A 15,244-nucleotide genomic window follows, 5' to 3' on the forward strand; every position below is an offset into this window, starting at 1 on the left:
AGAAAAGAAATTTATGCGTCTCGAATGATGTAATTCAGATGCACAATGATGTCACTCAAATTAGCAGCCAACTCGTGTTGCGCTCCCTCTTTACCTGCATGGAAAATGTTTAGCGCCAGCGTACCGGTTGTCGCATCTCGACCTTCAAAAGGCAGAAAACGGCTATCGTTAAAGTCGGTAACAAACCGGCCGCCGTCATTCATACCGTGTGATAAGGCGGCGATTTCCGCGCCCATTGCCAGCGTGGCTTCAATATCTTGATAGGGTCCCAGAAGTGTTGGCAGGGTGACGGCGATGCGTTTAATGCGACGCTTCTTCTCGTTACCCAGGTTGTAAGAGTTATCCAAACCTAGCTGACTCAAATCCAGTGTTGCTTGGAAGATATCCCCTGTTAGCGTCAAAGTGACGCCGCCGGATGGAGATACCGTTTCCCCGTTAAGCACTTTATTGATATTTTTACTTAACGTCCCTGTACCAAACAGGGTATCCAGCGACACGGTGCGGATGGCTTCCAGACCGATGCCGCCACGTGCAAGCCAGATAGCATCCAGTTTCTGTAGTTCTGAGCTTAAACCTTCCCCCGCTAACAACCCTTGCCATAGATCATTCCACACTGGAACCTGGAATAGACTGTCGCTGTCTTTCTCGCCCAATTCCTGTACTAATGCAGCTTTTGCCTGGAGACATATTGGTAAAGTGGAATCATACATCTGGTAATAGAGCGCGGAGAGACGACCGGCCATCCAGTTATACAGCGCCTGTCCGGTAAAGCGAGTGGTTTGCAGGTCATAAATCGCCTGAGCATTCGCTTGTTCGGTTTCAGAGAGCGTGATCTGTTTTTGTGCCATCGTAATCTGCTCTTGCAGACTTTGTATCTGGGCATCCAGTTGGGTTATTTCGTTATCAGCAACATCCCGTTGTAACGTCCATTCTTCCTGACGACGCTGATAACCTGCTGTCACTTCCGAAATGCCGGCGCTCTGATCTTGGATACCGGCGCCCACTTGGGTTGCTTGCCCGGAGCCAATTAATGGCGCTCCCCATTCAGAACCACCGTTAGCCAGCCCGAAGACGTTAGGTACAACGTTGGCGATTCCGCCGGCAATCAGTAATCCTGTCGCCACGCCATTGGTGATCATGGCGGTGCTGCGTAGTGTCAGACCGGCGATTTCTGCTGCTGACAGACCGCCGTTAATCAGGTCGCTGTAGTGTTTTTGCCGTAATGATGCGCCATCCCGGCTGGCTTGTAATGCGGTCAGGCTATGTTGTAATCCTTTCAGATTATTTTGCTGTATATCGTTCTGTTGTTTCAGGATGGCTTGCTGTTGAGTCTGCAACAGTAGCGTCATTTTTTCATTATCTTGACGCTCTAATGTCGTTTGTAAGCTGTTGCCGAACTGAGTCAACAAACTGACGGCAGTGCGGGCGCGTTCTACCAATAGTGGATAGCGCCAGCCTTGAACACTGCCTTGACCGCCAGCCGGACTGCTGCCTGTACCATCGCCCCCGGCTTGTTGACGTTGCAGGGTTTTCGGATCTACCGGAGTGGCATACAGTGGCAGATTTAGCGGTTGACCATCTAGACTCAGGTTGTGGCGTAGGTTATATAGACGTAATTCAAGCTTATCCCAGTAACCGAACAGCACATCGTTGTATGGCGGCAGGAAATCGCCGTCACCAATATTGGCGGTATCACCTGCGCTTAGCCAGCCAGCGAAGGTCATGGCTTCTGGCGAACTGAGCAGTGTTGGTGTGGCGATTTTGCCTGCTTCTACACTCAGCGTCGGATTTGGCCAGGTATTAGTGGTATGGATATCAGGACGCGCTCCCAGTAGCTGCTGTGCCTGAATGTAGTACATTTTGGCTTCGACTAAAGTATCACGCTCAAGCTGACGGTAAGCGCTATCGCCGCGGGCAATCAACAGGTCAAGGGTATGCAGGAATATCGCCAGCTTGTAATGCATCGGGTCCGCCATTGCGATCACATCTGGATCAGTGGTGGCAGGCTGTGTGGTATCCCATGCGGTATCCAGTTCCAATGGCATCACATTCCAATAACGTGGTTTACTGCCATCCATAATGAGCTCGCCGTTAGCATCACGGTAACCGGCGCTGCGGAAAATATATTTGTACCAAGTGTCCGCGTCTTCGTAACGTTGCTCGGTTTGCATACGGACCGCAATCAGGAACGGAATATGGAAGAAGATTTCCCATAGATAAATACCATAGGGGCCACTGAAATTATCGACCGGATTAGATCCGCCAAATTGCCCTTGTACGTCGTAATTAAGCAGTGAATCAATGCTAATATCTAATAGCGCGTTGAGATCTACATAATTAGGAAGGTGTAAATCAATGGCGGAACCAGAAGGTGGTGTAAATTGCTTGCCGTCTGATGAAAATGTGCCATAGGAGGTGAATTCTATTGTATTAATAGAGAGTGTAAAATTGCAGTAGTTATCATTATTGTAACTTTGTCCATGACACATGCGTAATTTAGTTGTGGCATAATTCTTTGAAGATAAATTTGCACTTCCTGTATTAGATAAATTCTTAATTACTTCTCCAGAATCATAACACAGCGTCACTCCGGTGCGGGGAGTAGCTCCGCCAGCATTCTGAAAAATAAGTACTGTTCCATCATCAGAAATATTCATCTGAGCATCAGAACCATATTGTGAACTTACTTCAGTCGGGCTTGATGATCCTGTTGCTCCAACTCTATTGTAGTCAGTAAAAGAAAGCTCCAGGATTTTTTTCTTTGATGTCCAGCTATAATCGCTACTCATCACCCAGATGTTTTTATAAACAAAATCTATTTTATCTTCTTTCGATATAGTAAACCAACGGATGTGCAGCTTGTTATTTTCCCAGAAAGGCTCTACATGCCCTGAATATGCCTCGCTAATTCCAGCATTAATTGCTCGCCACTCTGACCATTGATCCGGTTTCAGCTTACCGCTATCAGAGACTAAAGTTAATTTCCGCCAATAAAATGCATAGGGGGCATTTTGTGTACGGCCAATAAAGAAGATAGTTTTATTATCCTTACCTTGGCAGGCAGTAATATAGTCAAGGGTAACCAAAGTGTCATAACTAATGAGATAATCACGCAACTTAGATTCGACCAATTCACTTTTTAATTTCCCTTGAGAAATACCCTGTTCAAATGCGGTAAATATTTCGGTCTTATTCAATCGCAATGTTGGATCAATATAATCCCCGGCATAGAATTTCAACCGCTCCTTGCCAGCCCAAGTGCTATAACGGTGGTTAAAACTATCCCAGTTATATAAAAACTGCTCATCGGCAAAATAGGGTTTTGCTGAGTCAGCCAGTGTGCCGTCATAGCCTTCTATCGCACGATGGATAAACAGTTGCAGACTGCCAATTGCCTCGGACAACGGTGAAGTGGTAACCAGATCGCTAATTTTGGTATCCAGCAACAGATATTCATACAGATCATCAGCGGTCTGGATACTCTCTTTTAAATCTGCGGGTACTTGGGTAGCAATATAATGAGCAACCAATGCATCACGGCGCGCTTCTTTTAACGTTTGTGTAAATAAAGATTCAGACATAATCAATTCCTTCTTATCCGGTTACTGATGGTTGCTGATTGCGGCACTTAAGTTTTGGGCTACCGATGCCAGTAAGGCGCTACTCTCGGCGGCAGGGTCTGCTTGCATCATGGCCAACAGATTGCCCAGAGTGGTACTACCGACATTCAAGCTTTGTCCGACGCGTAACCAGGTCAGAAGTTGCCAGAGTGATGTAAAACTTTTCGGCCAGTTATTTTCCCCTAATAGCAAGGTATTGACTTGCGCTACCGTACCTTTATCCATCTCATGCAATGTGGCGATAAGTGAAGCTGCATTTTCAGTCGTCATACCTTTGGCATTTAATTGATCGAAACAGCGCATCGCTTCATCACGGGAAACGGTGACCTGAGTTTGCCACTGTTTAAAACGCGATAGCGTGAGTAATAGTTCCAGATTGGGAGCAGGAACATGAGTGATACCGTTGAGTAAACGTTCAGGATAGGTTGTCAGTAATTGCAGATCCTGCTCGGTCAGGCTCAGCCATTTCACAATTAACACTAGCTGGCTAAGTTGCTGAGTAGCAATGACTAGAGAAGTGTCGGTTTGCAAGTTATCCAGTGTGGCATTGTTATGGCTAAACAGGGTTTGAATATCATGCCAGTAGTTTGCCAGTGTAAAAGGATTGCCACTACTGGCTGTGATTTTCTCCAGCCAGAAGGTGACGATACCCATCACATTGCTCTTAATGCCGAAACCGGCACTTAGAGCACGCAGCACTTTCTGCTGTAACGCTGAATCCATTGTTTCTTTAGCGGCAGTTTGACTATTCACACTGCCACAAACGTTTTCCAAGAAATTGAACATCTCAGCGGTGGCGGTACCGCTCCATTGCGTACTCACCATCCCTTGCAAATAAGTCAGACTTAAGTTCACAGATGACATCCAATCCAGTACCTGCTCGGTACGGCGTAAAATCGCCAGCGGTTGCAGGGATTTTGCCTGACCTAACTGTTGCAACACGATATCTTTTCCGCCTTCCATCAAGCGCCATAAAATTTCGGCTTGGGCAAATGTCAGCCCAAACAAACGGGGAATGGCGCCGAAGCGATACAACTGACTGGCGGTATATTCATCCAAGGTAAAACTGCCTGCATTACCGAAACAATAGCGACCAATACGGAAAAATTCATCACTGGTGACACCCAATGCTTTGCAGCATATTGTGGATAACTCATCCTGCTCATTTTCTGCATATTTCACTGCTGTACCTAGCGCAATGACGTGATTACCATCGGCAGAGCGGAAAGTGGTTTCATAGAAACTCGGTGTTTGGTCTGGCGTGTAGGGATTCACTGAGCTAATGAACGTCACAAAGGTATTGGCATCAAGCCCATAGCTTTTTTTCAGGCTGACATACTCTGCTAGTGCTTCAAGAACCGGCTTATCCAGCACAATTTTGTCGTGGTGGTCCGGCACACTACGGCTGGCATTGACAATCAGCCAGTCTAATTCTTCAAACGACAGCCCGGTCTGGGATGATAAACGCACCAGCTTTTCAGCGCGGCCGGCCAAGGCGACTACCGTATCGTCAGTGAAATTCAGGCTCTTGCCATCGGTTTGTATCCACAGATATTGACCATCAGCCTCTGCTCCTAGTGTGCTGTTAAGATAGGCGGCACCGTAGACATTGACGCGGGTAGGGGCGGTTTCCCCAAAACGAACATAGAGGCTGGCGGCTTTCGCATCAGAGCTGTTTTGACTATAAGATTGCTGAGCGGTTAGAGCCATTAGCTGATTGAAATTTAACCGGGTTTTTTCACAGAAGGTTTCGATAGAATTTAATGCCGTAGTTAACGCGGAGGCCGAAGATGCCGTTTCCTGTAAGCTACTGCCGCCAAGGCCGTAATGGTTAGTAATATCACCTTCTGTCGGTGCCGGATTGGTCATCAATTGATAACTCACCGGCGTCAGTGACAAGGTTTCGCGGGCTGGTGGCGATGGAATATCGTTAATAGCGGGAGGAATAACATCATCTGGGTTTGTCGGGGTACCTGAACTATCGCTGCAAAACGTTAATAACAGCCCATTGTCTTTTGTCCCATTGATGACCAGCGCATTTTTCCAGTTTGACTGACCGGAACTATCTACCGCGATATAACCCTGCTCCGTTTTCAGATAGTACTTATCCTTATCCTCGCTGCGTTCCAGTGTGACTGGCAGATGGAAGCTTGATAAAGGCTGAGTACTGCCTGATTTATTGGCTACTTGGGCGAAAATACCGTCTTTATCCGGGTTGGTTGGGCTGTTACCTCTTAAGAAACAGCCGGTTAGAACATTACCGTCTCCCATCTTTGTACCATCGGGAGCTCCCAGGTAGTAACACTGTTTTGCCATTGACCAGGTGAGTTGTAATGGTGCGACGATGGCGGCAGCGGCCTGATCTGGATTACCTGCAATCAATTGTGCGCCGATGATGCCGCTCCCACTGGTGTACTGCGACAGGTAAACCATTGGTTGCCCGCTGAATCCTACCGCTTTGAAATAAAACGTATTGCCGGCAAAAAATGTGTTTTTATTATCATCTTGGGCAGCGAACAGTTTGAGTGTATTCGTATTACCGGCCTGTTCTGAAACCGCTTGTGCCGTGGTATCGGTCAAAGTATTCCACACACCGTTCAGCGTTCTGGCTTGTGCCGATAAAGCGGAATCGATTTGCGACAGGTGATCGTCATAAGGTAACGTCATTGGGAAGAACGCACTGGACAGCTCAGCAATATCTTTACTGCCTTTTTGTAACACATCCAACAAAATATCGAGGGAAGTGACCTCTTTATTCATCGTCGTTTCGCTTAATATCAAGTCTTTCAGATCAGCCCGGCGATTATCAATATGCAAACTGGAATCTGATTTATGCAGATCTTTAGCAACCCTATAGAGTGCGGAAGCATAACGGCCCGGTGAAAACAGGGATTGAATAGAAGCAGCGTCAGCATATTGACTGGCACGGTTCATTAAATCGCTGAAATCCCCATCACCGCCAATATTCTCTACCAAAGTATCTTTAAGGATAGATATGTTGGCTTGCGCGTTAAGTTTAGTCAGCCCATTAATGACCGGTTCCTGACGTAATTGCCATGCTCGGTAGAGGGATTTCAGATTTTCTGCCCGTTGCCGCGCCTGACGATAGACTGTCTGAGCCTCTTGAACGGGCAGGGTGGGAACGGACTGAACGAAAGCAGCCCGGCTGATTGATGCGATGTCAAATACGTTTTGATAACCAGCATCAAGCAGGGGTTGTTCGGATGTACCTGATAAAAATGATATTTTATTTTGCATAACAGTCACCATTACATGGTTTAGAATTAGAACATCTTGGAAGGTTAGTTTCGAAAAACGAGCTAGCTTTCTTGGTGTTGCAATTCATAAACATTCCTTTTTATTTTCATTTATTTATTGCTGGCTAATTTAAGGTGATACAGGGATAAGAAAACGACCAGTATGAGAAATTTCATCCAAGGTGCTGATAGCAAAAGTGTTACAACAATGAAAATTAATTTATGATAATAGGCTAGTTCATCATTTATCTTAGGTATTTAGAATCATTTTCACTATTTGGTAAGAGTTGTTAATTTATGGAGGCATGACTTTATAGCGTGGAAGCTTATTATGTTAAGCTTAATTTTTATTAATGTAGGAATAAAAAATTAATTTAATCATGGCGGTAAGGAAGTTGCGTAACAGTTTCAGTCTGAAAATAATCAGACTTGCATCTATCGGGATATTTCTGGTGGTCTTTACCGGTTAATTTGTCGGTCATCTTTGGTTGTGTTGGGTGAATAGATTCCTTCCACATATATTTGCTGGCTAAAACACACAACAACCTGTTTTGTTTGCTTTTGCCAGCTTCATTTGAGCGATAGAGAGGCTGGTTATTATCGCATCTTGCGCCACAATGGCATGATATTGGTTAACACATCAGGGGGAGGGCAAGGATCATTCACCTTTGCCATTTTCCATAAACCGGTCTGGCTCTTACGGGCAGCATTATTGGACATGAAAACTTGATATAACGAGCCTGTATCGCCGGCATGATTATGGGTATCAAGAAAACCTTTATTTCCCCATCGATTATAGAGAGAAATACTATCGCCTTCTCTGATATTTTCATTTGGCGGTGTGGTTTCACAATAAATAACCCATTCTAATGTCGCTCTTGTGCGGATATCTGAGGTGTAGACTTGATGTATTTCCGTTAATTGCTCATTTTGATCCACTACATCATAATATCGCAAGTAACCACCATCACAGTAATACAGGTTGTGAAGTAAAATAATATCATTATTGATTATTTCACTTCCGACAGATTTTCCTGTTGCTGACTCAATTCTCCAGGCGCCGCCATAAATAGCTAAAGATGCGTCTACGGTTACCACACTGTATTTTGTACCCGGTTTATTACCGTTGCCAAATACGCTGAGATACCCACCGCTCCAGTTCTTGTAGCTGTTTAATATTGTCACGGTATCGCCATATTTAAGTACATTATCCATCGTTTCCTCAACAAATGTATTATCTTTCTTCGAACAATTGATACCATTCTGAAATTACTTTTCATCCAATTATGCTATTGCTGCATAACGCCTGACGTCATTTCAGGATTCGGCTATCGTAATTAACAGGTTATTTCGCCTTTTATGTGATCCCGGGTGGACTTAAAACAGGTACGAATTCCTGTACTGATGAATATTCATAGCAACGGGAGATAGGAAAAGAAAAGATTAAAAAATTAATTTTTATCGGATGGTGGATTATTTTGAGAATGGTCTGGTTTGGCCTTTATTATGTTACTTGTAGATTTAAATTGTATTATTTCTGTATTTAGCTTTTGACATATCTGTTGTGATGTACAGAAAAAAGCGGCATATTACCGCTTTAATTTACTGATAGATGTTATCTCTACAGGTGTTGCCAGAGTGGCATATTTTGGCTTTTGATTCACTCTTGTGACCAAATTAACACGACTATGCTGTCATCGTAATTATTATTGCCCCCATTGCTGGCGCCGATAATGGCGGTTCCCGGCTTTTCATCAAGGGTATTATAGGCGTAACGGAGTTTGCAGGGTTTGCCGTCGCCGATAATTTCAATGCAGACTTTGCCTGTGCTTGATGAGTAACTTTTAAAGCCCAACACACTACTGACACTTTGGTTGATCAATGTATCGACTAATTGATCGTCAATATACACTTTTATTGTCTGCTGATGAGCTGTATTGCCATAGGCTGACAGGCTAAGCTTTATATTGTGAGGTAACTGAAAACAGTGTTTACCGGTGTTATTGCTGCCGCATATTCCGCCACAGCTTCTATACTCACTCCCTAACGAATCTATATCAACCGATACGGCGGCTTGAATTTTTTTGAAGGTGACTCCGTTCCAGTAAGCCTGAATAAAGGAGGGGCCACTATCGATAACCTGAGATTTTGTATTGTATTGGATGTAATAACTATCTTTGAAAAAGTAAATAATAGAACCGGCGGTATTCTTCCATAAAATAACAGTATCGAGGTCTTCACTGAATCCTGCATATTTCCCGGTAGTTCCCCATCGGTCTGAAATAGTTTTTTTATTGATTGTGTGTGAACTGACAGTGTAATCGATGCAATCTCTGCCTTTAAAGAAACAGACAACATCTTGTTTTGTATCCACCCATTCTGTGGCTGCGTCTATACCATTTTCAAATCCCGTACCTTTCAATCCCGGCCATCCCTCAATAATGGGTTTTGGCCCATCAATCACCAAGGCTTTGGCTATATCGAATTTAAGGTATTGAGAGCCTTTAAAGAAATATAATAAGCCGTTTAAATTAATCACATCGTCAATATCTTTTTGAAACTCGGTAGGGAGACCCGGCCAATCGTTGCTGATAGATTGGGGATAGTCAGTGTCTGCTTTATCGTCTGAGTCGTTATATCTAATGTTTTCTGAGTTAAGAAATAGATAGCTCTTTGAATTCATTTTTTACATCCTTAATCATGGTTAATTTGAATGTCATTTTAATGTGTTTACTCGATTTTCTATTTTCAGATATCACAGCGATATATTATTGTCTCATGATAATGGCCAATTCAACACTACCACACTATCATCATAATTGTCATTGGAACCATTGTTAGCGCCGATAATGGCTGATCCTGGTTTTGTTTCGAGCGTGTTATAGGCATAACGGAGTTTGCAGGGTTTGCCATCTCCTATAATCTCAATGCAGATTTTGCCTGTCCCTGATGTGTAGGTTTTAACATCTGTTATGTGACTTATTCCCTTACCGGTTAAGGTATCGACCAATCGGTCGTCGATATAGACATTGATTGTTTGTTGATGAACATCACTATTTACGTAAGCAGTCAGGCCAAATCGAATACTTTGAGGTAATTGGAAACAGTGTTTACCGGTATTATTAATTCCACATGTTCCGCCGCAGTTTATATTGATATCACTACCTAATACATTTGGATCAACTGACACTGCTGCTTGAATTTTATTGAAAGTGACGCCTTTCCATTTAGTTTGAATAAGGTCGGGTTCACCATACATACTATTCAATATTAGATGTAAGCGGAGATATTCATTGCCTTTGAAAAGATAAATAAAATAACCGGTGTTCCGCCATAAAATCGCGGCATCTAAATTCGCACTAAATTTCGCGTATTCCCCGGTAATTCTCCATCTTTCTGCGATAGTTTTTTTGTCGATGGTATGTGAGCTAACTGTATAATTGATACACTCTTTGCCTTTAAAAAAACAAACGATATCTTTTTTTGCATCTATCCACTCTGTGGCGGCGTCTATCCCGTTTTCAAATTCCGTTCCTGCTAATCCCGGCCATCCTTCAATAATAGGTTTTGGTCCATCGATCACTTGCGCTTTTGCAATATCGAATTTAAGATATTGCGATCCTTTAAAGAAATACAAAGCACCATTTAAATTAATCACATCATCGATATGCCTTTGAAACTCAATAGGCAGATTAGGCCAATTGTTACGGATAGGTTGAGGATAACCTATATCTATATTATTTAATGGATCATTATATTTAATATTTTCTGAATTAAGAAAAAAATAGGTGTTTGTATTACTATCATTGCCAATCTCGCTACCTAATAAATCCGTATCAAGTGATACCGCGGCTTGAACTCTTTCGAAGGTCACGCCACGCCAATTAGCGCCAATGGGTGCTTGGCCATCAATAGTATTCGATTTCAGATGAATCCTGATGTTCGAATTATCTTTGAACAGGAAAAGAAAAGGGTTGCCAATATTTTTCCATAGAATAGCGGCATCCAGATTTTCACTAAATTCTGAGTATTGCTCTGTTATTCCCCATCGGTCTGCGATAGTTTTTTTGCTAACAGTATGTGAACTCACCGTATAATCAATACAATCACTGCCTTTAAAGAAACAGACGACATCTGTCATACCTGTTTTTTCTACATCGAGCCATTCCGTGGCAGCGTTTATCCCGTTTTCAAATTCTGTTCCTGCTAATCCCGGCCATCCTTCTATGATAGGTTTTGGTCCGTCAATCACTTTTGCTTTTGCAATATCAAATTTAAGATATTGTGAGCCTTTAAAAAAATACAAAAAACCATTTAAATTAATTACATCATCAATATGTCTTTGAAACTCAATAGGAAGATCAGGCCAATCATTATTTATAGGCTGGGGATAACCAATGTCTGCTTCATACGATTTCTGATTGTGTCTAATATTTTCTGAACCAAGGAAAAGATAACTTGATGTATTCATTTATATATATCCTTGTTGGTGATTGGAATTTAATATGTTGTTTGAGTTTGTTTTTTACAACTGAAATAGAGTAAAAGAGATATTAATATTATTTCGCTTTAATGATTCCATATTTATTGCCTATGTTAGTGCACATAGAAATTAATACTATTAATGAGTGATAAGCAAGACTATATATTAATAACTCAGTAATGGATTTAATATTACTGTATTTTGTGTGACTTACTTTATTTAAGAATGAAAGATGAACTTTATCTAAGGTATAAAATACAAGATTAATGTGTCATTGTATTTTTTATAGGAGATATTTTAGTCATGAAATTAGAACAGCATGAACGTCAAATCTCAATTGAAAGTTCATCTAACTCCAATTCCGTTCCAATAACGGTATGGGAACCCAATTTATATCCTGAAGGTCGGTGGATAGATGCGACAACACCGCGAGCTGGCGTGTTGTTTAAGGACTCAGCCTATGGGACTAGCGCTTGGGATATCGTCAGTGTTGGGGGAAGGAAAGCTTTCAAGGCACAAACTTTGTCTAAATTTGGCAATGTCGGTAGCCACTGTTTCGGAATTGCGACAGATACACCTGTTGATGCCAGACATTGCTATTGTGAGCTTGACCTGTTTTGTAATCCATACCCTGACATTACAGTGTGTGTGCTATCCAAGAAAACCAATGCAAGCGGTACATATCAAAATATTGGTTACGGCTATATGGCGATTCATTTGACTGGCGGGTATAAAGGTAAGACTCAATGGATGCCATCAAATATTTCGTTAGGTACTTCGATTGACACTGCAACGCCTTATATCATGGTTTGGAATCTTCAGGCTGCTAATTTGATTCAGTCAGTTAATTTTGTTGGTAAACAAATAGATGGTATTTATAAAGGTCAACCTACGCTAAGTAATGCTCATTCTGGTTTTCCATTGAGTTATGAATGGCCCAAAAATACTTGGTCACGCTGGCGAATTGGATTGCTTGCGGCAAATAACGGTACATTAATCATCGAATGGTATAACACTGTAGCCGATAAATGGAAGGTAGAGCTTTACCAATATAATATGAACACGCTTATGACGGGAAATCTTACGTCTGGTCAGACAGGGATTATTTCTGGCATGTCTTCTAACGCTACCACAGTAGATCAACAAAATTCTCTTTATAGAACACCGTTTGATCGAGCGATATTTTTTCAAGATTTTTAAGATAGAATATTGAATCCAGTTATTTAATCATCTTGTATGATATATACAAAGGGGCTTTTTTATTGGCCCCATATATTATTGTAATGTAGAAAAACTATTTTTGTTTATGGTGAAATTTGCCAAAGTATTTTTAATTTATACCAACGGCCAATTTAACATGACTACGCAGTCATTGTAATTATCATTAGTGCCATTTTCAGCGCCGATAATCGCTGTTCCCGGTTTTCCATCAAGGGTGTTATCGAAATAACGCAGCTTGCTAGGTTTGCCATCTCCTTCAATTTCAATGCAAACTTTTCCTGTACCTGATGTGTAGATTTTAGTCGCCATCGGATTATTTTTTCCTTTGTTGGTTAATGTATCTACCAGAAGGTCGTCAATATACACTTTTACCGTTTGCTGAATGTTCGTATTATTATAGGCCGTTAGGCCAAATCGAATACTTTGAGGTAATTGGAAGCAATGTTTGCCAGTGTCATTGGTGCCACATGTTCCGCCACAGTTACTATTGCCACCACGGTCATTACCTAACAAATCTGCGTCAACAGAGACTGCCGCTTGAATTTTGTTGAAAGTGACTCCAGGCCAACCAGCTTGGGTGGATACAGGGCCGATATCAATAGTATTTGACTGTGTATTGTATCGGATATAATTACCATCTTTGAAAAAGTAAATTAAATGGCTGGCAATATTCCTCCATAAAATAACAGCATCCAGATTAGAGTTGAATCCAGAGTAATTTCCGGTAGTTCCCCACCTGGCTGAAATCGTTTTCTTACTAATTGTGTGTGAACTAACGGTATAATCAATACAATCGCGACCTTTAAAGAAACAAACAACATCTCGTTTTGTATCGACCCATTCTGTGGCAGCATCTATCCCATTTTCGAATTCGGTGCCTTTCAATCCGGGCCATCCTTCTGTAATAAGTTTGGGTCCATCAGTTACCTTAGCTTTTGCGATATCGAATTTAACATATTGCGAGCCTTTAAAAAAATATAAATAACCATTTAAATTAATCACATCGTCAATATGTCGTTGAAACTCGATAGGAAGTTATGCCAATCGTTGCTGATAGGTTGAGGATAGTTAATGTCTGGTTTTTTTAATATCTCATTAAATTTGGCGTTATCTGCATTAAGGAATAAATAGACACTTGAGTTCATTAATGTATATCCTTCATGGTTTTTGAGTTTTTTATTAATTTTTCATATTTGTTAAATTTCCTGTTCATAGATAAAGAATAGCAATAATGATATTAAGACTATTTGGTGAAACAGAAAAATTTACACTATAAAAATTAATGGAAAAGATAGGTTGTGGCAATATTATATATTAATAGATTGTTTACTGATTTAATGATGTTGTTTGTTTTCAAAAATATAAATATATACTAGGGGATAATATTCATATTATATACCCGTCATCTTTCAAGTTGCCTCTTTGTTGGCTGCACTCACTCACCCCGGTCACATAGTTATCTATGCTCCCGGGGATTCGTTCCTTTGCCGTCGCGATGCATCTTGAAATCCATTGGGTATATAGTTAAGATGAAAAACACTATTTTTTGTTTTATTTTTTTGTTTTAACAATAACATATTAAAAATATATTAAATTGATGATGTTTTTATATAAAAAGCGGTATAATACCGCTTTAATTTATTGATGATTTTTTAGTGAAATTAACAGGGTGTTTTTAACTAATTCACCAGAGGCCAATTCAATACGACTACGCTGTCGTTGTAATTATTATTGGAATCATTTTCGGCGCCGATAATAACTGAACCGGGTTTGCCATCAAGAGTATTATAGGAATAACGGAGTTTGCAGGGTTTGCCATCCCCTGTAATTTCAATACAGATTTTACCTGTACCGGATGTATAGGCTTTATTCTCTGTTCCTTTGCCGGTTAATGTATCGACCAGAAGATCGTCAATATGCACTTTTACCGTTTGTTGATGGATAGTTGTATTCGTATAAGCTATCAGACCAAATCGAATACTTTGAGGTACCTGGAAGCAATATTTACCGCCGTCACTAGTGCCGCATTCTCCAGCGCAATTGGAGGGTTTGGTAACCGGGAGACAAGGATCTTTAACTTGTGTCATTTTCCACAGGCCGGTATAGGGCTTACGAAGGTTATTCGCGGAAGTATATACATGACATACTGTTTCAGGGATTCCAACCCAACCATTGGTATCAAGAAAGCCTCGGGTTCCCCAACGGTTATATAGCGTAATACTTTCATCTTCTTTGATTTTTCCATCAATAGATGGCATGTCAGAATAAATAATCCACTCTAAGGTTTCTTGGCGAATGTTTTTATCTGATGTATGTATCGGGTATATTTCGCCTTCTGGAACCTGTTGATTTGAGGATTGATAATGTCCTAAGTAGCCGCCATCGCATTGATAAAGATTATGCAGCAAAATAGTATCATTGTTAATGACTTCACTGCCGATAGGCTTGCCCGTTCCTGATTCAATTCGCCAGAATGTTCCTGCCGCAGTGGTGGTTATCACAGTATATTTTCCATCTGAAATACCACTTGTTCCATATACACTAAGATATCCACCATCCCAGTTTCTGAAACTATTTAATATTTTTACGGTATCGCCATATTTAAGTATATTCGCCATAATTTCTCCGAAAAGTCAGCTATTTATTTATCATTGCTGATATAT

At 41.3% G+C, this 15,244-nt stretch carries 7 protein-coding genes and 1 pseudogene; 1 reads left to right on the top strand and 7 read right to left on the bottom strand.

All coding sequences use genetic code 11. The features are described from left to right. Nucleotides 1-11: 11 nt before the first annotated feature. The 5 genes from tcaB to V2H77_RS12950 form a co-directional block, all read right to left on the bottom strand. Nucleotides 12-3,581, bottom strand: a complete 3,570-nt coding sequence (tcaB, locus tag V2H77_RS12930) for an insecticidal toxin complex protein TcaB (protein WP_341499122.1) — start codon at nt 3,579-3,581, stop codon at nt 12-14. Between the two features lie 21 nt (nt 3,582-3,602). Then, nucleotides 3,603-6,890, bottom strand: a complete 3,288-nt coding sequence (gene tcaA, locus V2H77_RS12935; RefSeq protein WP_341499123.1) for an insecticidal toxin complex protein TcaA — start codon at nt 6,888-6,890, stop codon at nt 3,603-3,605. A 584-nt stretch (nt 6,891-7,474) separates the two neighbouring features. Further along, complete coding sequence (locus V2H77_RS12940) at nt 7,475-8,092, bottom strand: hypothetical protein (protein ID WP_341499124.1); 618 nt, start codon at nt 8,090-8,092, stop codon at nt 7,475-7,477. Between the two features lie 445 nt (nt 8,093-8,537). Further along, nucleotides 8,538-9,560 (bottom strand): photopexin PpxB, encoded by a 1,023-nt coding sequence (gene ppxB, locus V2H77_RS12945; RefSeq protein ID WP_341499125.1) that lies wholly within the window; start codon nt 9,558-9,560, stop codon nt 8,538-8,540. Between the two features lie 93 nt (nt 9,561-9,653). Next, nucleotides 9,654-11,348 carry a fucose-binding lectin II gene (locus V2H77_RS12950; RefSeq protein ID WP_341499126.1) on the bottom strand — a complete coding sequence of 565 codons (1,695 nt, stop codon included), beginning with the start codon at nt 11,346-11,348 and terminating at the stop codon, nt 9,654-9,656. A 315-nt stretch (nt 11,349-11,663) separates the two neighbouring features. Here V2H77_RS12950 and V2H77_RS12955 point away from each other — a divergent pair, with 315 nt between their 5' ends. Beyond that, nucleotides 11,664-12,560 (top strand): hypothetical protein, encoded by an 897-nt coding sequence (locus tag V2H77_RS12955; RefSeq protein WP_341499127.1) that lies wholly within the window; start codon nt 11,664-11,666, stop codon nt 12,558-12,560. Between the two features lie 135 nt (nt 12,561-12,695). Here the strand turns inward: V2H77_RS12955 and V2H77_RS12960 are convergent. Both V2H77_RS12960 and V2H77_RS12965 read right to left on the bottom strand, forming a co-directional pair. After that, nucleotides 12,696-13,726, bottom strand: a pseudogene (locus tag V2H77_RS12960) (fucose-binding lectin II). 534 nt (nt 13,727-14,260) lie between these two features. Beyond that, nucleotides 14,261-15,199: a fucose-binding lectin II gene (locus V2H77_RS12965; RefSeq protein WP_341499128.1), complete on the bottom strand. Its 939-nt coding sequence runs from the start codon at nt 15,197-15,199 to the stop codon at nt 14,261-14,263. Nucleotides 15,200-15,244: the final 45 nt, after the last annotated feature.

The sequence above is a fragment of the Photorhabdus sp. P32 genome (assembly GCF_038085095.1).
In the GTDB taxonomy this organism is placed as follows: Bacteria; Pseudomonadota; Gammaproteobacteria; order Enterobacterales; family Enterobacteriaceae; genus Photorhabdus; species Photorhabdus luminescens.